20 protein-coding genes and 1 tRNA gene are annotated in these 19,325 nt (G+C 44.8%); 8 read left to right on the top strand and 13 right to left on the bottom strand.

Annotated features, from left to right (window positions below):
* The first annotated feature begins 155 nt into the window (after positions 1-155).
* From ychF to ABIB39_RS09735, 4 genes are all read left to right on the top strand, one after another.
* The gene (ychF, locus tag ABIB39_RS09750; protein WP_354429455.1) at positions 156-1,259 is read left to right on the top strand and encodes a redox-regulated ATPase YchF; all 1,104 of its coding nucleotides are present in this window, start codon (positions 156-158) and stop codon (positions 1,257-1,259) included.
* Positions 1,260-1,393: 134 nt separating this feature from the next.
* Positions 1,394-2,401 (top strand): SDR family oxidoreductase, encoded by a 1,008-nt coding sequence (locus tag ABIB39_RS09745; RefSeq protein ID WP_354429454.1) that lies wholly within the window; start codon positions 1,394-1,396, stop codon positions 2,399-2,401.
* 104 nt (positions 2,402-2,505) lie between these two features.
* Positions 2,506-2,577, top strand: a tRNA-Arg gene (locus tag ABIB39_RS09740).
* 177 nt (positions 2,578-2,754) lie between these two features.
* Positions 2,755-3,096 (top strand): hypothetical protein, encoded by a 342-nt coding sequence (locus tag ABIB39_RS09735; RefSeq protein WP_354429453.1) that lies wholly within the window; start codon positions 2,755-2,757, stop codon positions 3,094-3,096.
* Between the two features lie 181 nt (positions 3,097-3,277).
* Here ABIB39_RS09735 and ABIB39_RS09730 read toward each other — a convergent pair whose 3' ends face one another.
* From ABIB39_RS09730 to ABIB39_RS09705, 6 genes are all read right to left on the bottom strand, one after another.
* On the bottom strand, positions 3,278-3,721 hold the full coding sequence (locus tag ABIB39_RS09730) for a carboxymuconolactone decarboxylase family protein (RefSeq protein WP_354429451.1): 444 nt from the start codon (positions 3,719-3,721) through the stop codon (positions 3,278-3,280).
* A 135-nt stretch (positions 3,722-3,856) separates the two neighbouring features.
* Positions 3,857-4,426, bottom strand: a complete 570-nt coding sequence (locus ABIB39_RS09725) for a Crp/Fnr family transcriptional regulator (protein ID WP_354429450.1) — start codon at positions 4,424-4,426, stop codon at positions 3,857-3,859.
* Positions 4,427-4,481: 55 nt separating this feature from the next.
* The gene (locus ABIB39_RS09720) at positions 4,482-5,138 is read right to left on the bottom strand and encodes a hypothetical protein (RefSeq protein ID WP_354429448.1); all 657 of its coding nucleotides are present in this window, start codon (positions 5,136-5,138) and stop codon (positions 4,482-4,484) included.
* Positions 5,139-5,147: 9 nt separating this feature from the next.
* A complete protein-coding gene (locus ABIB39_RS09715; protein WP_354429446.1) occupies positions 5,148-5,543 on the bottom strand; it encodes a hypothetical protein in 396 nt (131 codons plus the stop codon).
* An 83-nt stretch (positions 5,544-5,626) separates the two neighbouring features.
* Positions 5,627-6,562 carry a sugar phosphate isomerase/epimerase family protein gene (locus ABIB39_RS09710; protein ID WP_354429444.1) on the bottom strand — a complete coding sequence of 312 codons (936 nt, stop codon included), beginning with the start codon at positions 6,560-6,562 and terminating at the stop codon, positions 5,627-5,629.
* Between the two features lie 135 nt (positions 6,563-6,697).
* Entirely contained in the window at positions 6,698-7,900 is a 1,203-nt protein-coding gene (locus ABIB39_RS09705; RefSeq protein ID WP_354429442.1) for a GAF domain-containing sensor histidine kinase, read from the bottom strand.
* Between the two features lie 163 nt (positions 7,901-8,063).
* Between ABIB39_RS09705 and ABIB39_RS09700 the strand changes: the two genes are divergently transcribed.
* Positions 8,064-8,417 (top strand): DUF4174 domain-containing protein, encoded by a 354-nt coding sequence (locus ABIB39_RS09700; RefSeq protein WP_354429440.1) that lies wholly within the window; start codon positions 8,064-8,066, stop codon positions 8,415-8,417.
* Between the two features lie 6 nt (positions 8,418-8,423).
* On the opposite strand, the gene eutC is transcribed toward ABIB39_RS09700, so the two are convergent.
* From eutC to eat, 4 genes are all read right to left on the bottom strand, one after another.
* Positions 8,424-9,182: an ethanolamine ammonia-lyase subunit EutC gene (gene eutC / locus ABIB39_RS09695; RefSeq protein WP_354429439.1), complete on the bottom strand. Its 759-nt coding sequence runs from the start codon at positions 9,180-9,182 to the stop codon at positions 8,424-8,426.
* Positions 9,170-10,558 (bottom strand): ethanolamine ammonia-lyase subunit EutB, encoded by a 1,389-nt coding sequence (locus tag ABIB39_RS09690; protein WP_354429437.1) that lies wholly within the window; start codon positions 10,556-10,558, stop codon positions 9,170-9,172. The genes eutC and ABIB39_RS09690 overlap by 13 nt, the downstream gene beginning before the upstream one ends.
* A gap of 202 nt (positions 10,559-10,760) precedes the next feature.
* The gene (locus tag ABIB39_RS09685; protein WP_354429435.1) at positions 10,761-11,138 is read right to left on the bottom strand and encodes a plastocyanin/azurin family copper-binding protein; all 378 of its coding nucleotides are present in this window, start codon (positions 11,136-11,138) and stop codon (positions 10,761-10,763) included.
* Positions 11,139-11,219: 81 nt separating this feature from the next.
* On the bottom strand, positions 11,220-12,581 hold the full coding sequence (gene eat, locus ABIB39_RS09680) for an ethanolamine permease (RefSeq protein ID WP_354429433.1): 1,362 nt from the start codon (positions 12,579-12,581) through the stop codon (positions 11,220-11,222).
* Positions 12,582-12,768: 187 nt separating this feature from the next.
* Between eat and ABIB39_RS09675 the strand changes: the two genes are divergently transcribed.
* Together ABIB39_RS09675 and treA are read left to right on the top strand one after the other, a co-directional pair.
* Entirely contained in the window at positions 12,769-13,437 is a 669-nt protein-coding gene (locus ABIB39_RS09675) for a phosphatase PAP2-related protein (protein WP_354429431.1), read from the top strand.
* A gap of 89 nt (positions 13,438-13,526) precedes the next feature.
* A complete protein-coding gene (gene treA / locus ABIB39_RS09670) occupies positions 13,527-15,101 on the top strand; it encodes an alpha,alpha-trehalase TreA (RefSeq protein ID WP_354429430.1) in 1,575 nt (524 codons plus the stop codon).
* Between the two features lie 18 nt (positions 15,102-15,119).
* Here the strand turns inward: treA and ABIB39_RS09665 are convergent, their stop codons facing one another.
* Positions 15,120-16,463 carry a M28 family peptidase gene (locus ABIB39_RS09665; protein ID WP_354429429.1) on the bottom strand — a complete coding sequence of 448 codons (1,344 nt, stop codon included), beginning with the start codon at positions 16,461-16,463 and terminating at the stop codon, positions 15,120-15,122.
* Positions 16,464-16,560: 97 nt separating this feature from the next.
* On the opposite strand from ABIB39_RS09665, the gene ABIB39_RS09660 reads away from it, so the two are divergent.
* Positions 16,561-16,794, top strand: a complete 234-nt coding sequence (locus ABIB39_RS09660) for an endonuclease/exonuclease/phosphatase family protein (RefSeq protein ID WP_354429427.1) — start codon at positions 16,561-16,563, stop codon at positions 16,792-16,794.
* Between the two features lie 111 nt (positions 16,795-16,905).
* Here ABIB39_RS09660 and ABIB39_RS09655 read toward each other — a convergent pair whose 3' ends face one another.
* Together ABIB39_RS09655 and ABIB39_RS09650 are read right to left on the bottom strand one after the other, a co-directional pair.
* Positions 16,906-17,199: a TIGR03643 family protein gene (locus ABIB39_RS09655; protein WP_354429425.1), complete on the bottom strand. Its 294-nt coding sequence runs from the start codon at positions 17,197-17,199 to the stop codon at positions 16,906-16,908.
* A gap of 93 nt (positions 17,200-17,292) precedes the next feature.
* Positions 17,293-19,323: a kojibiose hydrolase gene (locus ABIB39_RS09650; protein ID WP_354429423.1), complete on the bottom strand. Its 2,031-nt coding sequence runs from the start codon at positions 19,321-19,323 to the stop codon at positions 17,293-17,295.
* Positions 19,324-19,325: the final 2 nt, after the last annotated feature.

Below are 19,325 nucleotides of genomic sequence, written 5' to 3'. Positions count from 1 at the left end.
TTTGCGACGCTGGCAAAAGTCGTTTATTTTTTCAAATTACAAGGCTTTTTTTCTGTTATCTTTGCGCCTTTAAAAGAGGCAGGAGAACAAGAATCAAGAGACAAGATTCTTTTCTTGTTCCTACTTCTTGAAATCTTGATTCAAAAAACAAACAAATGGGTTTACAATGTGGTATAGTAGGCTTACCAAATGTGGGTAAGTCAACACTTTTTAACTGTTTATCAAATGCCAAGGCACAGGCGGCAAACTTTCCGTTCTGTACAATCGAGCCAAATGTGGGGGTAATTACCGTACCTGATGAGCGCCTTACAAAACTAACCGAGATTGTTAACCCCAAAAGCATCGTACCGAATGTTATTGAGATAGTTGACATTGCAGGCCTTGTTAAAGGTGCCAGTAAAGGCGAGGGTTTGGGTAACCAGTTCCTGGCAAATATTCGCGCTACGAACGCTATACTGCACGTATTGCGTTGCTTTGATAACGATAACGTAATTCACGTTGATGGTTCTGTTAACCCTATCCGCGATAAGGAGATCATCGACACCGAATTACAGTTGAAAGACCTGGATTCGATAGAAAAGAAGATCCAGAAGGTTGAGAAAATGGCCAAAACAGGCGGCGACAAAGAAGCTAAAAAAACCTACGACGTACTTAACGTGTACAAAAACCATTTGCTTGAAGGTAAAAGCGCACGCACTGCCCCCGTTGCTGAAGAGGATAAAGAATACATCGAAGATATTTGGTTGCTGACTGCTAAACCGGTATTGTACGTTTGTAACGTGGACGAAGGTTCTGTTACTACGGGCAATGCTTATGTAGAGTTGGTAAAAGCTATTGCGAAAGAAGAAGGGGCGCAGGTTTTGGTCATATCTGCACAAATAGAAGCCGAAATCGCTGAATTGGAATCCTTTGAAGAACGCCAGGAATTTTTAGGTGATCTGGGCTTGACAGAATCAGGTGTGAACAAACTGATTAAAACTGCCTATAGCTTACTTAACCTTGCTACCTATTTTACCGCGGGTGTACAGGAAGTACGCGCCTGGACCATCACAAAAGGTTTTACAGCTCCACAAGCAGCAGGTGTTATCCACACAGATTTTGAGAAAGGCTTCATCCGTGCCGAGGTTATCAAGTATGAAGACTTTGTAAAGTTCAACGGATCTGAAGCGGTTATAAAAGAGAACGGAAAAATGAGCGTTGAAGGTAAAACCTACATTGTGCAGGATGGCGACATTATGCACTTTAGGTTTAACGTGTAACCCCAGCCCCGTAGGGGGAGTAAGATAATGTAAACCCCGCTTAAGCGGGGTTTTTTATTTAACAATTTCCTAAATCCCTCAAACTAAATTACAAACCATGGGTTATTATATTATACTATAACGAAAACTACCCTATGAATAACGATAAAAAAATTAGCCGGAGGACCGTAATTGGCGGTCTTGGTGCAGGGCTTGCCGCAGTTGCGGTATCCCCGGTTTTAGGCGCTACAGAGGCGTTTAGCTCATCTAATCAAACAGCGCAATCGCTGGAAGACCCACAAACCAAGTATCCGAAGCCACCATTTAACGGCCAATTGCAACCATGGCCTGGCTTGGCCGGTAAAATGGACCCTGTGCCCGATCATGGCGAAAAAAGCTACAAAGGATCAGGCAGGTTGGCGGGCAGAAAAGCACTTATAACTGGTGGCGACTCGGGCATGGGGCGTGCTGCGGCAATAGCTTATGCCCGTGAAGGTGCCGATGTTGCCATCAATTACCTGCCTGCAGAGGAACCGGATGCACGTGAAGTCATCGCCCTGATAAAAGCAGCAGGACGCAAAGCGGTAGCCATTCCCGGTGACCTTCGCGACGAAGCCTTTTGTAAAAGAATGGTGGACGATGCGGCTAAACAATTAGGCGGACTGGATATATTGGTGAACAACGCCGGCCGCCAGCAAACGCACCCGTCGATATTGGATATTAGTACCGAGCAATTCGACTGGACCATGAAGACTAATATCTATGCCCCCTTCTGGACCATTAAAGCAGCGTTGCCCTATTTAAAACCTGGCTCGGCTATCATCGGCACAACATCAGAACAAGCTACAGATCCATCGGGCGATCTGTATGATTACGCCCAGACTAAAGCGGCAACCACTAACTATGTGCGCTCGCTGGCTAAGCAATTGGCACCAAAAGGTATCCGCGTAAACGGCGTCGCCCCCGGCCCAATTTGGACACCATTACAGGTTAGCGGTGGCGCAACACAAGAAAAATTAAAACAGTTTGGTGGGCAAACCCCAATGGGCCGCCCCGGCCAACCTGCAGAACTGGCTTCCATTTATGTACAGTTAGCCGCTGCGGATGCAAGCTACGCAACCGGACAGATCTATGGATCATCCGGCGGTGCGGGTATGCCGTAACGTTCCCAATATTATAAAAAGCCCGGGTTGCTGCAACATGCCACCCGGGCTTTTTATATTGTGACACATAGTAGCAGCAAAAATTCTATATTTGCGCAAATATTGTCCGCGTAGTTCAATGGATAGAATTATGGCCTCCGAAGCCGTCGATATGAGTTCGAATCTCATCGTGGACACTTATAGCAACCGTCTTAATTAATTTTAAGGCGGTTTTTTGTCTTAATTAATTTCAAATAAGATCAGCATTTATCCGTTATGCATATAATAGCTTACGCATAATGCAGTTGTCTGTAACAGATAAACGGTAGAATAGTTAGTGTAACCAATTAATTATTTTACCTTTACACACACACATGGAAGAAAGAAAATATTTAACAACCTGGAGAAAATATATCCCAGTTATACGCCTGCATTTAAAAAGGAGCTTAAACGAAGACCAAAGTTTTAAACTGAACATCACCGATTTCGAGTCGGCAGGCGACAGGGGAAAATCTGGCTATACGTTTAACATCGCTATGGAAAACGGCAAGGTAACCAACAACATCAGCGGTTCGGCTGTAGCCCGCGATCTGTATGAGGCCCTTAAAACGGACGAGGCCATCAAAGAGATGCTTCAGGACAAAAACATCAAAATAAGCGTAGGTAAATCTTTTATCCTCAGCATCAAAACAACACACATATCTGCTTTTAAATAAGCAAACCCGATATAAATTAAGAACAGCCATCCGCAATTGCAGATGGCTTTTTTATTGGCAATTGGTGTTCACGTTCACGCGTGAACGCTCGAAAAAATATACTCAATAAGCTGATAAACAGTTTTTTAATAATTTAACGTGGTGTAAAATCGTGAGCACAATGCATAAAATACGGCTGAAATTACTTTTGCAACGCGGGCTGGAAGTGAGAGCTGATGGCTATCCTGTTCCAGGCGTTTATAGTGATGATGGCTATAATAACCTGGCCTACGTATTTAGCGCCCAATAGTTCGGTAGCCTTATTGTAGGTATCATCAGACGCTCCTTTTTTATTAATCAATGTAACTTCTTCGGTTAACGCCAATATCGCCTGCTCCTTTTGGTCAAAGAACGGGGTATCTCTCCAGGCGCTTAATGTGTAAATGCGCTGCTCGGTTTCGCCAAGTTTGCGGGCATCCCTGCTATGCATATCTAAACAGTAGGCACAACCATTAATTTGTGATGAACGAAGTTTGATCAATTCTTTATGCAGTGGTTCTATTTCGCTGCTGATAACGAAATTTTCTAAAGCCATTATTGCTTTGTAAGCATCGGGCTGGGTAGTTAAAATGTTTGCTCTTGTCATTGTCTTCTTGTTTTTGTTAAGACAAAGTTGCGTATAAGCACCCTTCAGAAAAATGAACTGAGGTTAAGAAAAATTAGAATCCAGAGCCTAGAATAAAAATCTTACGTCTGGATTCTTTTCTCTTGGCTCTATTCTCTACCCCTTCGCTCTTATCCTGCTTAAAAATTGTGGGGTAAAACCGAGGTATGATGCCAGCATATATTGCGGCACTCGCTGTACAAAGCCGGGGAACATGGCGGTGAAGTATCTGTAGCGTTCCTCATCGGTTTGGTTGAACAGAAAGCCTATGCGGCGTTGCGAGGCTATAAAAGCCCGTTGCATAGTTAGCCTAAAGTAGGTATCCAACTTGGGGATCTGCTCTAGTAGCGGGCCTTTATCGCGGTTATGCAGCAATAATATTTCTGATGCTTCGATAGTTTGGATGTAAGTACCTGCGGGCAATTCGTTTACAATACTGTCATGGTCGGCTATCCACCAGTTCTCTAAGGCAAATTGTACAATCTGTTCGTTAAGCTTGGCGTTAACGTAATACTGGCGCAGCAACCCGCTCAGTACAAAATACTCACCCTTGCAATGCTGGCCCGGCTCCAGGATGATTTCCTTCTTCTTGTATTTTTTCAACTCCATGCTATCGCAAAGCATCTGCTCTTCCTGCGGGTTAAGCTGCACCTGGCGTTTAATGTGGGCCAGTAGTTGTGGATACATATTTCTACTATTTAGCAATTATTCTATATGATAATCAATCACTGTGCGGGTAAAGTTAACTAACCGGCGCCAGTAATGAACCTGCAAGCAAAATAGAAAGTATAAACATCAGGAACAGTAGAAATGGCATAATATCACCAACACTACGGCCTTCTTTTAAGATCAAACTGCTTAGAGGCTTAAATACAAGTATCAGTAAAGCCAATACAAGCATATACGTTATTGCAAGATTACGGCCCGAGTAAAAAGAATTAGCTGGCATTTCTCCCTTCATTATCCCGGTGAAATCGATAAAAAACAAAAGGTTCCAAATCACAACAATTACAACTGTTGGGAGGGTTTTTAGAGGGAAGGTGCCGCTTGCCCTTAAAGCATCTATATCATAATCGTATATTAAACCCTGCTTATCTTTATTATCTAAAAACCCGGTTTGTTTTATAAGCCTGATCACCTCGTTAACACCTTTTGACGAAGTGAACACAATGCGCTCCTTATAGCTTTGTACGGTGTGCACTATCTCAACACCGTTAACAAATCCTGCAAATCCATCATAAGGCCTTATAGTAACGATATCCGATGGCTTAAACACAAATTTGCCAATAATACCTGCATTAAGTTCTAACAAACGGTCGTTTACCGTTAATTTGGCAAACGGCCACGTGGCCCTGCTTCTGCCAATGTACGCCCCGCCTGTAATTTTAAGATCTGCCATTTGAAAAACTTATGGCAGCTTAAACTCAAACCTGTATAAAACTTTTTTGCCCGTTTGAGTTTTGGTGTCAACAACTTCGCCATCTACTTTAATAGTGGTTACCAGCTGGCTTGCCGGAGTGGTTTTTGGCAGATTAACATCAACGGTTAACTTAACATCCTGGCCTGAGGGTAACACTACCGATTTATCTAATTTGCCTGTGTATTCTTTCTCTACATGCCTGGTATTATCCTTATCAATATAGCTGATGGTAGCAGTTGTACCGGCAGGTATTTCTGTTGTGTAATTAACGTTATATGTTGCTTTTGGGGCTATATCTAACCTGCCTTTAGCCATATCATAAACGGTGTAACTGCAGCTGCTGGCAATAAGTGCAATAACGAAAAGGTAGATGTATTTTTTCATGGAGCGAATGTAGAAATTGGGATAAATTAAATAAGGTGACTATACAATAGACGCCATATTTATCAATAGGTTGCACACGCTTGCTATTTTAATGCATCCGCGGCATAGGCGCGGCACACTTTCACCTCTTTAACCGCGTCAGAGCCTTCGGGAATATTGTATTCCAGCTCAATTGTAGCCGGGAACTTGTATTTATTTTTCTTCATCAGGGCTAAAACCTCTTTTATCGGGGTATCGCCTTGTCCCCAAACCGCGTTAGGCCCGTTATTAAACTTACGATCTTTAATGTGCATGCTGGTAATACGGTCGTGGTATTTCTCAATGAAAGGAACGGGGCTACTGCTGGTACCCGATGCATAGTGCCCAATATCCAGGTTGATGCCGTTATATTTCGATTGCCCCAAAGCGGCATCCCAAAGGGTTGGGGTGGCCTGCGTGTGGGCATGGTAGCCTACCATCATTTTATGTTTGGTAGCCAGGTCGCCGAGGCGTTTGGTTTGGGCGTTATCAGGCAGCTCGACAGTAACATGGTTGCATCCCAACGCTTTACCGGCATTAAAAGCGTATTCAATCTCGGCGTCGGTATTTTTTGTGCCCAGCGCATTGGGTTTCCAGGCGTAGATGCTTACACCGGCATCATTATACATTTTGCGCAGTTCCTTAAACTTATCCATAGGTGCATTTGTGCGCCATTCGGCCATTTTGGGAGCAAAGGCTGTCCAGTTCTGGCCTTGCTCGCGCTTAGGTGCGCCGGCATAGGATTCTGCGGCATCTCCCATTAACTCAATGGCGTTTATGTTACAGTTTATACAGTATTTTAGCAGGTCTTCGGCAGTGCCCGGCATACTGCGGAACGAATAGGTGATCACCCCTATCTGCACGCCGTTTATCATGCTTGGCTTAGCAAACCCGTTAAGCAACGAGTTGGCAAAAGATATTTTTGAAAGGAACAGCACCCCGGTTGCCGCGATGGCTCCGGTGCCAATAAACTGGCGCCTGCTTAAGGTTTGCTTTTTCATGATTCGATACGGTTTGATGTGTGTTGGTTGATATAAAGTTATCAAATTATAACACCCATCAAATTATGTATTAAAAGTTTTACTTGGTGCGGTTTGCATGGTAATTAAGTTTGCTAACTGCCTACTACAATCTGCCTACTGTACCTGCGGCAATGCTATCTCAAAATTAGCGCCCTTACCCGGGTGCGAATAAATGTGCATATTGCCTTTCAGGGTATCTACCAGGTGTTTTACCAGTGCCAGCCCAAAGCCGTAGCCCTGCTCGCCTCCTGTACCATTTGTAGATTCGGCCTTGCCGCTTAGTATAGTATCAATAGCTTGCTGGCTTAAGCCTACGCCCGTATCGGTTACATTTATTTGCAACAAATTTTGGGTTTCTTCTATCTTCAGGCTCAAATCTACTGATACACTGCCGTTAACGGGGGTAAACTTCATAGCGTTTGAGATGAGGTTACCCGTTATTTGCAGCAACTTATTTTTTGAAAATGGTATGGTTGATGAATTTACGGATGTGTTTACCGTGAACTTAATTTTTTTATATACCGCTTGCGGCGTGTATAGCTTTTCCAGTTTATCCTTAAAAACAATGAGGTTAAACTCATCAGCTTTTAGGTCGCGCTGAGGTTTATCAGCGGTAAGGATCTCATCGGCAAGTTCCAGTAACGAGCGGCCGCTGCGCTGTATCAGGTTTATAAACTCCAACACTTCGTCAATCTCGTTCTCCTGCCCCTGTTCGCTTATTACCTGCGCCAGGCCTATAATGCCGCCCAACGGCCCGCGAATGTCATGGGCCACTTTCTTTTTAGTTTCATTCGCCTCGTGCAGTTTGGTTTTAAGGCCGGTAATTACGCGGTGCGCGTTCAGTCGGTTTACAATTTCGTCGGCGATGATCGTTAAGAGTTCTACCTTTTCGGGAGACAGTGTTTTGAGGTCCTTATCGAGCATACAAAGCGCGCCAAGGTTATGCCCTTCAGCAGTTTTTAGCGGGATGCCGTAATAATAACGCAGGTTTGGGTCGTCTGCCACATAAAACCTGTCTTTAAAACGCTCGTCAGCCTTTAGGTCTTTCACTTCAAAATGATCTTCGGGACTGGCGATGGTGTACTGGCAAACAGATTCCTCGCGCGGCATCTGTTCAATATCTAACCCATGGTTAGTGATCGTCCATTGCGTAAACGAATCTATGAGGTTAATAAGCGAGATCTCGGTACCGGCAACTTTTGCTGCTAACTTGGCAAGGTCTTTAAAATTGTCCTGGAAACTGGTGTAATCAAGGTCGAAGTCGGACAGACTGATGATCCGTTCCATTTCATTCCCGGGTATCGGCTGGTTCTGCATATATAAGAATTGGTTCGAAATTAATTACGTATATTTATTATAAAGGTTGTCAAAAAAATATCCGAAAAGGCCAATTATTCCTTTTAGTTTTAAGTTTGTACCACTTTGGGGTTTTATACAACAATCAATTTCAGTTAAATTCTATACATTATAAACAATATTTATGACACGCTTAATTATCTTATCGATAGTATTATTTTTTCAAACCAATGAAAAACGTGTTTTAACTTTATATACAACCAGTGCTGATAATGCTGCCTACACGCAGCAATTAAAAATATTAAACAGTGATAAGCCCGGGCTTGCCAGCAGGAATATCGTTATCCAAACCTATATCTACAGTAACGAAACTGCAGCTGTATTCGAAAAAAATAAGATAAGAGGATTTTTTACTGTTACATTAACCGGCAAAGACGGCGGTGAGAAATACCGTAATTCGCAACCTATAGCCCTTCAAAACCTTTACGGGATTATTGACGCGATGCCCATGCGTAAAAAGGAAATGAAGAAACAATAATTTTATTTATAATCCTATCAAGCCCTCATTATCTTTCAATTCCACACCTGATAACTTACGCTTAAAACTCTCCTGCACCAGGTAAAAGATCTTATTGGCAGCCGAGTTAAAATCCAACCCACCGGGGCGGATGTTTGAAATGCAATTGCGCGAGTTATCCTTTAAACCGGGTTTGGGCTGATAGGTTAAGTAAGCGCCAATACTATCTGAGGAGCTAAGCCCCGGCCTTTCGCCAATAAGCATAATGGAAAACTTCGCTTGTAATTCGTGGGCTATATCATCGCCTATGGCTACCCGGCCCTGCTGCACAAGGCACAAGGGCGCGATTTTCAAATTAGCGGCTGATAGTTTCGGAATAAGCAATTGCAAAAGCGGCAGCACGTTTTTATTTATAGCAATCGCGGATAACCCATCGGCAATAATAATTACAATATCGTCGCCGGTTATTTGGTCGGCAAGGCGGTTAAGGGATTCTTCGCTGGGTTTACGGCCAAGATCGGGGCGCTGCAGATAATGTGCACGGCTATCAGCCATACTATGCAACTGCAAAACCGGCCGATGGAATTGCGCCAGCGCATCTTCCAAACTTTCTGTATCCATAGCAGAATAAACCGCATCGCGGGCATGGGCGTGCGCCAGTTTAAATTGTAACGATTGCTTGGTTGGGATGCTGCTACCCGTTGCGCCAATCGCGATCCGGGCAGCGGTAAACTCCTTTAAAAAACTTAACGGGTCGGGTTGTTCCGGCTTGGTTATTTTATCCATAAACTCCCCATATCTTTTAACAAACCTGCGGCAGCAGTGGCAGATCGGTTACCTTGTTCATCAAATATACCTTGTTTTATCAGCCATTGTTCAAACTCGGGCGCGGGTTTAAGGCCAAGCACTTTACGCAGATATAAAGCATCATGGAAGGATGTACTCTGGTAATTTAGCATAATATCATCGCTGCCGGGGATGCCCATAATAAAATTACAGCCGGCAACCCCAAGCAGGGTAAGCAGGTTGTCCATATCGTCCTGGTCAGCCTCGGCGTGGTTGGTGTAGCAAATATCCATTCCCATGGGCAAGCCAAGCAGTTTTGCGCAAAAGTGATCCTCCAGTGCTGCGCGGATGATCTGTTTACCATCGTATAAATACTCTGGCCCAATAAATCCCACTACCGAGTTCACCAAAAAAGGATTGAACTTTTTTGCCACCGCGTAAGCCCTCGCCTCGCAGGTTTGCTGATCTACCCCGTGATGCGCATTAGCAGACAGCGCGCTACCCTGACCTGTTTCAAAGTACATTACGTTATTGCCAACCGTGCCGCGGTTTAAGGATAGCGTTGCTAGGTAAGCCTCCTCTAATAAAGACAAACTTACGCCGAAACTTGTATTAGCCTTTTGCGTACCCGCGATAGATTGAAAACAAAGATCGACGGGCGCATTTTTATTGATAAGCTCTATTGTGGTGGTGATATGGCTTAGCACACAGCTTTGAGTAGGGATCTCAAACTGCTGCCGCAGGTTATCAACCAAGGTTAAGATCTGCATTACCGCCTGGGGACTATCTGTAGCGGGGTTAATTCCAATTACCGCATCGCCGCTGCCATACAACAGCCCTTCTATCAAACTGGCGGCAATACCTCGCGGATCATCTGTTGGATGGTTAGGTTGTAAGCGGGTAGCAAAATGCCCCTTTAAGCCTATGGTATTGCGGAACCGGGTAACCACTTCGCATTTTTTTGCTACCGCTATCAGATCCTGGTTGCGCATTATTTTAGATACCGCGGCAGCCATTTCGGGCGTTATGGCATCTTCGATGCTTTTTAGCACAGGGGTGTCTGTTTTGTCTTTCAGGAGCCAGTCGCGAAGTTCGCCAACGGTTAAATGGCTTATGGATTGGAAAGCTAAGGAATCATGAGTATCTATAATAAGGCGGGTAACGTCATCGTCTTCATAAGGGATAACGGCCTCGGTCAGGAAAGCCTTGAGGGGGACATCCGCAAGTGCTATCTGGGCGGCAACGCGTTCTTCGTAGGTTTCCGCACTTAATTTCGCCAGCGCATCCCCTGTACGGAACGGCGAGGCTTTTGCCAGCAATACCCGCAGGTTATCAAACCCGTAAACCTTCCCTTGTACGGTATGCTGATATGGCATATTGCTTTAGTTTTTACTAAGATAAATTCTTCGACGTAAAAACCGGCAATAATAGCCTGTTTTAATAAAAGCTTAACATTGGCAAGGGTAATGCAGTGCTGCAACACAGAGAAAAAAGAGTGAGCACCGCCGTGATGAATAAAAATCCTCACCAACCCTATCCACAGCAAATGCTCACCTATCAATTACTCACAACAATTAATTATTGTACCACAACGGTTGCCGTAGCCATTGTAGAATGGATAACGCATTTGTAGGTGTAAGTACCTGCCGTTGCAAATGTGTGTGTAAACGAACCTGCCTGATTTAGTGTTCCGCTGTCAAATGAACCGGCAACATCTGTCGCTGTGTGTGGTGCAGTATCAGAATTTGTCCATTTTACTGCCTCGCCGGCCTTAATAGTTACACTTGCAGGGGAAAAGGCGAAACCCGAAATGCTTACTGTAGCGCCTGTAGCCGGTTTTGATGGGTTGGTTGGTGTTTCGGGGGTTGGGTTGCTGCTGCTTGATTTTGAACAAGCCGCAATACCCATAATCACAACCGCTATCATCAACGAGATCCCTAAGATGTACTTTTTCATATTAAATGGTTTTAGTGTTTAATATGATTACGCCCACATTTACAGGATGGTTGCTTTGCCCCAAGAATGTTTTTTAAAGATTTATTTTGAGGTTGGAATAACCGGCTGCTCCAACGCTTTTTCCATCAGCTCATCGTCCATTATCCGCACTTTATGTTTCCCCATTAGCATAAAAATAGCAATTGCAATAGCAAGCCCGGCGAAGAAGATCATACTCAACATAAAGTTGTAATACATTATGGCAAACATACAAATGGTAGAGATAACCAATGCAATAGCCGGGAACACGGGGTAAAATATGGCAGCGAAAGGCCGCTCCATACGGGGCTCTTTTTTACGAAGAATGAACAGGCTTATCATGCTCATCATATACATCACTACTGCCCCCATAACCGATAAAATGATAATTTGCCCGGTTGTGCCGGTAAACAATGCAATAAAGCTGATAGCCCCTCCGGACACAATAGCCCAGTGCGGTGTTTTAAATTTTTTATTAACGGATGCCAGGCCACGCGGCAAATAACCGCTCCGGGCCATCGCGAATACCTGCCTTGATGATGCCAGTATGGTACCATGGATAGATGCGATAAGCCCGAATAAGCCTATACTGGCAAACACTTTTGTGAGTCCGTTTGCCTTACCTAATACGATACCAATGGCTTCGGGCAGCGGGTAATCAAGGTTGCTAAGTTTGCGCCAGTCGGTAACGCCGCCGGTTAATATCATTACCCCCAATGCTAAAAACACAAGGGTTATTAATGCCGAAATATACCCCCTCGGGATGTTGCGTTTGGGGTCTCTTACTTCTTCGGCAACCATAGCAACGCCCTCTATCGCCAGGTAAAACCATACTGCAAAGGGCAGGGCAGCAAACACACCGCTCCAGCCAAAAGGCATTGGGTTGGCTAAATAATTATCCATTTTAAAGGATGGTGCAACCACACCCATAAAAAGCAAAAGCTCGCCCACGGCCAAAATGGTTATGAAAACCGAGAAGGTTGCCGATTCCTTCACCCCCGAAATATTGAGCAGAATAAACACCACGTTGAATACCAGCGCCGATGGCAAAACCCCTATCTGCGGATGCAAAAAATGCAGGTATGCCCCTAATGAAAACGCGATAGCAGGTGTAGCAAGCAAAAAATCTATAAGTGTAGCATAGCCGGCTATTAACCCGCCAAAAGGCCCCATAGCCCTGTAGGCATAGGCGAAAGCACCGCCGGCATGTGGTATGGCGCTGGTTAATTCGGTATAACTAAAAATAAAGGTGATGTACATCAGCGTAACCACCAATGTGGCGATCAGGAAACCGATGGTACCGGATACCGCCCAGCCAAGGTTCCAGCCAAAATACTCGCCGGATATAACCAGCCCTACCGCAATTGCCCAAAGATGGATGGGCTTTAATACCCGTTTCAGTTGTTTGGCGTTGATGTTTTCCAAAGGCTTTAGTTTTATGAGTTTTACAACGCCTTAATATACTCATTAAAATTATTCAAATAAAAACAACAATTAGTAATAACTTTAGTAACAATTGTTTATCAACTCCGTCTATTCTAACGAAAATGTAATATTCAACTAACCCTTATTTAATATAGGGGGTTTTCGTAAATTTGCGCTCCTTTAATTAATGTGTATAGTGACGGAATTAGGTAAACCTTCTGTAAAACAAGCCTGGACTACTGCCCTGCAATCACCTAAAAAACGTGATAAATTATTAATAGGCTCATTCATTGTGGCTATCATGCTATCGGGCATGCCCATATTTTTTAACTATATACAAAAACGACAAGGTGTTTTACTTAGCGATTGGGTTTTGGCTAATATACCCGCCCATGATGTATCCATAATCATATTTACTATTATTTGGGGCATGGCTGCGCTGACATTCGCGCGTGCACTCTACAACCCGGTTATATACATCAACTACGTGTGGACGCTGATATTCATCAACCTTGCCCGCATGCTAACCATATATCTCATACCGCTTGACCCTCCCGTTGGCCTTATTCACCTGTTAGACCCACTTACCAACGTTTTTTACGGAAACACAGTTATTACACGCGATTTGTTCTTCTCGGGGCATACCTCAACTATGGTGCTGATATTTTTATGTTTGGAAAAACGTAGCGACAAGGTAATGGGCTTTATAGCCATCATAGCAGTGATGGTGTTGTTGCTTGTTCAACACATCCACTACACTATTGACGTTGTTGCCGCACCATTTTTGGTTTACCTCATATTTTTGGCGGTGCGCAAAATCCTAAAGCTCGATCAGCTTAAAAACAGCGAAAACTAAGTATCGCCGCCGCTATAACCCGCTTGTATTTACTGCATTAAAAGTTTAAATTTAAGGGCTCTGGTTATAACCTATAATACCCCTTATAAATGAAAAAAACCTTTATTGTGGCAGCCTTATTGCTTTGCACTTTTGTAGTGAAAGCACAGCAAAGAACACCGCGCCAGTTGTTTCCCGGCTTGTTCGAGTCGGTACAATCATCTACTATATTTCCGGATAATAAAACCTTTGTGGACTGTACGCCGAAATACGCGCCGTCGCAGATCATGAAAGCCTATAACGAGCAATTAGGCAAAGCAGGTTTCGACCTTAAGGCGTTTGTGATGGCTAATTTTACCGTACCATCAGGCGTTACCCATGCCTTTCAAACTAATATTGAGGACGGCATCCGTAAACATATTGATACCCTTTGGCAGGTGCTGCAACGCAAGCCGGATGCCACTTCAAAGCTATCATCATTAGCGGCTTTGCCTAACCCCTATATTGTACCGGGCGGCCGTTTCCGCGAGATCTATTACTGGGATAGTTACTTTACGATGCTTGGTCTTCAAGAAAGTAAGCAAACAAAAGTGATCAGCAACATGATAGATAACTTTGCTTACCTGATAGATACTTACGGTTTTATCCCCAACGGGAACCGTGCCTATTACTCAACCCGTTCGCAGCCGCCATTTTTCTCATTGATGGTAAATTTGCTGGCAAAAAGCGAGGGCAAGGCCATCCTCAGCAAGTATCAACCGCAATTAATAAAGGAATATAACTACTGGATGCTTGGCGGCGCAACATTGGCTAATAACAAAGCAACTCATCGCGCCGTACGCATGGCCGACGGCACACTGCTTAACCGGTACTGGGACGAAAGCGACGAGCCACGCGAGGAAAGCTATATTAAAGATGTGGATGCCGCTAAAACCACCAAACAACCCTTACCCGTATTTTACCACAACGTGCGTGCGGCAGCAGCAAGCGGCTGGGATTTTAGCAGCCGCTGGTTTAGCGATGCGGCTACCTTGGGTACTATCGAGACTACCAACCTTGTACCTGTAGACCTAAACTGCCTGTTGTACAATCTTGAATTAACTATTGCCCACAGCTATCAAATTAAAGGCAACACGAAACTTTACACCGCATATACTGCCAAAGCAACTACCCGCAAAAAAGCCATCCTGAAATACTTTTGGGATGAAAAAACAGGCTGGTTTGGCGACTATAACTTCGTTGCGAAGCGATTTTCGCCAATCCAAACTTTGGCGGCTGTTTTCCCGCTGGAGTTTAAGCTGGCAACGCCTATGCAGGCAAACAAGATAGCCGAAGGCTTAAAGGCCAATTTTCTGAAACCGGGCGGACTGGTTACTACGCTAAACTTTAGCGGCCAGCAATGGGACGCGCCAAACGGTTGGGCTCCTCTGCAATACATGGCTATTGACGGGTTGGAGAACTATGGGCACAGCGAACTGGCTAAAGATATTGCCACCCGCTGGCTGCAGCTAAACATCCGCGTATTTAAGAAGACCGGCAAGCTGTTAGAAAAGTACAACGTAGTTGATACCAGTCTAACAGCAGGCGGCGGCGAATATCCACTCCAGGATGGTTTCGGGTGGACGAACGGGGTATTATTAAAGTTGATGAACAGGTATCATTATGAGGAGCAGCAGGGAGAATAACTGACCACTATCTGTTTTCTATCTCACCGGCTTAGGAAACACCGGCAAACTTTCGTGCCCATCTGCATCCACGGCTTGCACAGCAAATAAATAGTTATCTTTTGAGTAGCCGATGTTGGCAGTTGTGCCTGTAAACCAAAATTTCTTTTCCCAATACGGGCTGATGGTTTCGCGCATCAGCACGTAATAACCCGCCGGGGATTTGCCTTTTGGGGCATCCCATTTCAATTGCGTTTTATTGGTAAGACCACTGGTGATAATCCCTACATTTTGTGGCGATGCCGGCGCGAGGGCAAGGTTTGCCAGTACGGATAGGTTCATGCGGGCAACTTTTTGGGTGTAATCGTAATCGGCAAAATCTGGCAGGTCGCCGTAGTCTACACCGTTTTCTTTTCGGATATCCTGGTGCTGGCGGTTAAAATCCTCGTTCATTTCGGTGATCCGGATGGCGGTATAACCTTGTTGCGAGAATGGTGTATGGTCGCCGCCACGCAGGTAACGGTCGCGGCGGTAAATGAGTTTTACATCCAGTTGTTCTACATAACGCTCGGCTACTTCCTTGGTGTAACGGGCCAGTTCTCTCGCAGGGCTATCATTTTCTCCCCCTACTGAATTCCGAATTGCGGCCTGCTTATCAGTCTCGGCGGCAGGTACCCCTTCGCTAAATACGCGTACGCTGCGGTTATCTTTCAGGCCGGTTTCCATGCCATAGGTATTACCTACTATATCATTATTCAACATGGCATCAATCTGCCAGCCCCCGGCCTTAGCGCGTTTAGCAACATTGGTAGAGCCATACAGCCCCTGCTCCTCGCCCACCACGGCCATAAATATGATGGTTGCCGGGAACGACCGTTTAGCCATCACCCGTGCAAGTTCCATAGAAACCGCCGTGCCAGATGCATCGTCGACCGCGCCGGGAGCAAATGATTTTACATTCATCACATTTGTCACCCTTGAATCGTAATGGCCGGATACGATGTAAATACGTTTATTAGCAGTATCAGTCCCTTTTAAGATCGCCAAAATGTTCTTCATGGGCGTGGGCCTGTCAATCCGATTACCCTGTGGCTGGATAAACTCATCAAACTGTACCTTCATGCGCCCGTTTGAGGGGGCAGCATATTTTTCATATTCGGCTTTGATCCAGTTACGGGCAGCGCCAACGCCCTCGGTTTTACTAACCGTATCGCTTAGTGTATGGCGGGTTTTAAAGCTCACCAGTTTATGTACAATAGCTTCGATTTTTTTAGAAGACACCTCTTCTACCATTTGTTTGATGCCCGCATCCTGCTTTACGGTAGTTTGTGCAGATGCCGAAAAGGCGATAAAAAAGATGCTAAGCAGACTAAAACATTTCATAAGGCAATTTATAAAATAACAATCGGTGCGGGTAATTTAAACCTGTATTATATGCGTTACCAATGCTATATAAATTGGTGCACCAAATAATTTAACATTGTGCCTTAAACATAGCAATCAAATTAAAAATTCCGGTTTTTTGAGCGGATTGCTTGATCGGAGGCGTGGCCGTGGCTTTTTCAATTCGTTTCATGCGCATTATTTTTTTGTGCGCTTTCCATTAGATCATGCTTTTATTTCAAGGCATTTTAAACTAAACAAAATAAAACGCTTATCTAATTACGGGTCAGACCACTTTCCGATTTTTTTTGGACATCCAACTGGATGCTGATGCCTATAACCATCAGCAACCGTTAACGGCCGATGAAGACGATATAGAAGAAGCTCAAGAGAAGAAAGAGAAAGAATAAAACGAGTTGTTGTAAAATTATTATCTCATAATTTACCGCTTGCTTATCTTATTCAGCGTTATCTGCCGTTGTAAATTACATTTAAACCTATCAGTACCGTCAACCTGTAATTTTGCATGTTTAGTTTGCCTGCCCTGCACCCTTGCCCGCCACATTTTAAAACTGGATAATTTCATTTGCCTGCGCATCACGTCTATTACATTTTGTTCGCTCAAGCCAAATTGCGCTTTTATAGCATCAAATGGCGTACGGTCTTCCCATGCCATTTCCATCACGCGATCTGTGTCAATTATGGAAAGGTTAGTAATGTTTGCGGCTTTGCTCATGCTTGTTTAACCCTTAAAATCAAAATTTGTTAGTCCGTTTAAACAAAAAGAGACGCGAGGTATCGCGTCTCCACAGTGTATTCGGGGGTGATGTTATTTCACCGTGTAGGTCGCCTTATTCGTTCCTACCCCGGTTATTTTTATTGATTTCCAATTGGCAGGCAGCTTGCTTTTTATTTGCACGATGCCGGTTGGTGTAATATCCAATCCTCCAAAACCCATGAGCATGGCCTGGATAATACCGCCCGCGCCCGTTGCAAAGTAAGGGTTGGTACCGCCTTTGGTTTCCGCTATCACACGAAACGGCGGGTTTAGGTTTGGCTCGTACGCTTCCTTAAACCATTTGTACGCTTTTTGTCCATCGCCAAGGCGGGCGTAAAGAAGGGCAAATACGCCCTGCGTCATGGCCGGGGTACCTTCGTTTGGTACGCGGGTTTCATAGTACTCCAGGTCTTTTCTTATCTGTACCGGGTCGGTAATAGTTTTAAGCGGATAAGCTAACAGGTTCACATCAGCTTGCTTGATACCTTCGCCTTTGTACTGCGCATGCTCCTGCGTTACGCCGTTTGCCATTTTTAAGATTGGGATATTGTTGGCAACATTCACCCAATCGCTATCGGCTTGTATGCCCAAGATCTGCGCGGCGGCGGTAGCATTCATCAAATTAGACTTCGCGGCGGCATTGGTGAATGCGTTGTTATCAATATTTTCTGCCCACTCATCGGCAGCAACTACATTCTTAATGTCATAATGGCCGGCGCCGTTGCGCTCCACCCTGCTCGCCCAAAAATCGGCAGTTGCCGATAAGATCGGCCAGCCCCTTTCGCGCAGCCATTGCTTATCCTGCGTTACGCAGTAATAAGCCCAGGCAGCGTTGGCAACATCGGCACTTATGTGGTGTTCAAACGGGCCGCTTAATGCCCAAACCGGTGTTTCTTCCACGCCGCTATCGGCACTCTCCCAAGGGAACATCGCCCCTTTATAACCATGCGAGAAAGCGTTTTTCCGGGCGTTCTCTAATCTTTCAAAACGGTACTCCACCATGGATCTTGCTATCTCCGGGTGCATCATCAGCATCGCCGGGAACATCCATAGATCGGTATCCCAAAACACATGGCCGTTGTAACCCAAACCGGATAAGCCCATTGGCGATGGAGATAATGCCGTGCCTGCACGCGAGAACGAATACAGGTGATATAACATGCTGTGAACATCCTGCTGCGCCTGTGCATCGCCTTCTATCTGGATGTCGCTTTTCCAAAGTTCGTCCCAAGCCTTGTTATGGAACTGGATCAGCCTATCGTGGCCCTCCAATTTGGCAAAAATGGTTAAACGTTCCGCCTCGTTCAACGGGTCGGCGTGGTGTGCTGATGTTATGGACGACCCTGTTACCCCATATTTGTACGTTTGGCCTGCACCGATAGCGCGGCTAAACTTCATCAGGTGCATGTTATTGTCCCACATTTCGTGGATAACGCGCGGCTCCTTGCCATGCTCTTCGTTAAACAAAAACGAAGTTGATGCACACAACTGTAACTTGCCCGTAGGCGATTTTGCGGTTGATGTAAGCAGGCTAATGGTTACATGCGGCCTGTCAATCTCGTTGTAATAATTCTGTACTTCCTTCAAGGCATCGGGCGCCTCCATAACGCTGGCGGCTGTGATGTTGATGTTCTTTTTAGCGGTGATGGCAACATCCATCAAAACGGTAAATGGCAATTGCCGCAATGAATAATAGGTGTATTTGATACTCGCCTTGTCGCCATAATCAAACGTGGTTGTCATGGCGGCATGCTGCATATCCAATTCCTGTTTCATATTACTTACCATTTTGGCATCAAGGCGTTTACCGTCAACTTCCAGGTACATATTAAGGAGGTTAAAACTGTTCAAAAAGTTGCTTACCCGGCCACGTCCATATAAGTCATACGCTCCTGCAAGCACCACATTCTTCACTTTAAAAGGCTCGGGCGATGATACGATACCGATCATCCCATTAGCTACGGTTATGCCGTAATAGTTGTTGGGGTCTATTTTATCGGCTTTAATTACCCATGGGCTTTGTGCCTGCACGCCAACAGCAATAGTGCTAAATACTATAACGAGGAAAGCTAATTTTCTCATAA

Source organism: Mucilaginibacter sp. UYP27 (assembly GCF_040547175.1).
GTDB lineage: Bacteria > Bacteroidota > Bacteroidia > Sphingobacteriales > Sphingobacteriaceae > Mucilaginibacter.
The sequence above is the reverse complement of the archived record's forward strand: the minus strand, read 5'-3'. Positions and strand labels throughout refer to the sequence as shown.

What these genes read in the sequence shown, in the direction of transcription:
- ychF (WP_354429455.1), top strand. Translation starts at nt 156, where the DNA reads ATGGGTTTACAATGTGGTATAGTAGGCTTACCAAATGTGGGTAAGTCA.
- ABIB39_RS09745 (WP_354429454.1), top strand. Translation starts at nt 1,394, where the DNA reads ATGAATAACGATAAAAAAATTAGCCGGAGGACCGTAATTGGCGGTCTT.
- ABIB39_RS09735 (WP_354429453.1), top strand. Translation starts at nt 2,755, where the DNA reads ATGGAAGAAAGAAAATATTTAACAACCTGGAGAAAATATATCCCAGTT.
- ABIB39_RS09730 (WP_354429451.1), bottom strand. Translation starts at nt 3,721, where the DNA reads ATGACAAGAGCAAACATTTTAACTACCCAGCCCGATGCTTACAAAGCA.
- ABIB39_RS09725 (WP_354429450.1), bottom strand. Translation starts at nt 4,426, where the DNA reads ATGTATCCACAACTACTGGCCCACATTAAACGCCAGGTGCAGCTTAAC.
- ABIB39_RS09720 (WP_354429448.1), bottom strand. Translation starts at nt 5,138, where the DNA reads ATGGCAGATCTTAAAATTACAGGCGGGGCGTACATTGGCAGAAGCAGG.
- ABIB39_RS09715 (WP_354429446.1), bottom strand. Translation starts at nt 5,543, where the DNA reads ATGAAAAAATACATCTACCTTTTCGTTATTGCACTTATTGCCAGCAGC.
- ABIB39_RS09710 (WP_354429444.1), bottom strand. Translation starts at nt 6,562, where the DNA reads ATGAAAAAGCAAACCTTAAGCAGGCGCCAGTTTATTGGCACCGGAGCC.
- ABIB39_RS09705 (WP_354429442.1), bottom strand. Translation starts at nt 7,900, where the DNA reads ATGCAGAACCAGCCGATACCCGGGAATGAAATGGAACGGATCATCAGT.
- ABIB39_RS09700 (WP_354429440.1), top strand. Translation starts at nt 8,064, where the DNA reads ATGACACGCTTAATTATCTTATCGATAGTATTATTTTTTCAAACCAAT.
- eutC (WP_354429439.1), bottom strand. Translation starts at nt 9,182, where the DNA reads ATGGATAAAATAACCAAGCCGGAACAACCCGACCCGTTAAGTTTTTTA.
- ABIB39_RS09690 (WP_354429437.1), bottom strand. Translation starts at nt 10,558, where the DNA reads ATGCCATATCAGCATACCGTACAAGGGAAGGTTTACGGGTTTGATAAC.
- ABIB39_RS09685 (WP_354429435.1), bottom strand. Translation starts at nt 11,138, where the DNA reads ATGAAAAAGTACATCTTAGGGATCTCGTTGATGATAGCGGTTGTGATT.
- ABIB39_RS09675 (WP_354429431.1), top strand. Translation starts at nt 12,769, where the DNA reads ATGTGTATAGTGACGGAATTAGGTAAACCTTCTGTAAAACAAGCCTGG.
- treA (WP_354429430.1), top strand. Translation starts at nt 13,527, where the DNA reads ATGAAAAAAACCTTTATTGTGGCAGCCTTATTGCTTTGCACTTTTGTA.
- ABIB39_RS09665 (WP_354429429.1), bottom strand. Translation starts at nt 16,463, where the DNA reads ATGAAATGTTTTAGTCTGCTTAGCATCTTTTTTATCGCCTTTTCGGCA.
- ABIB39_RS09655 (WP_354429425.1), bottom strand. Translation starts at nt 17,199, where the DNA reads ATGAGCAAAGCCGCAAACATTACTAACCTTTCCATAATTGACACAGAT.
- ABIB39_RS09650 (WP_354429423.1), bottom strand. Translation starts at nt 19,323, where the DNA reads ATGAGAAAATTAGCTTTCCTCGTTATAGTATTTAGCACTATTGCTGTT.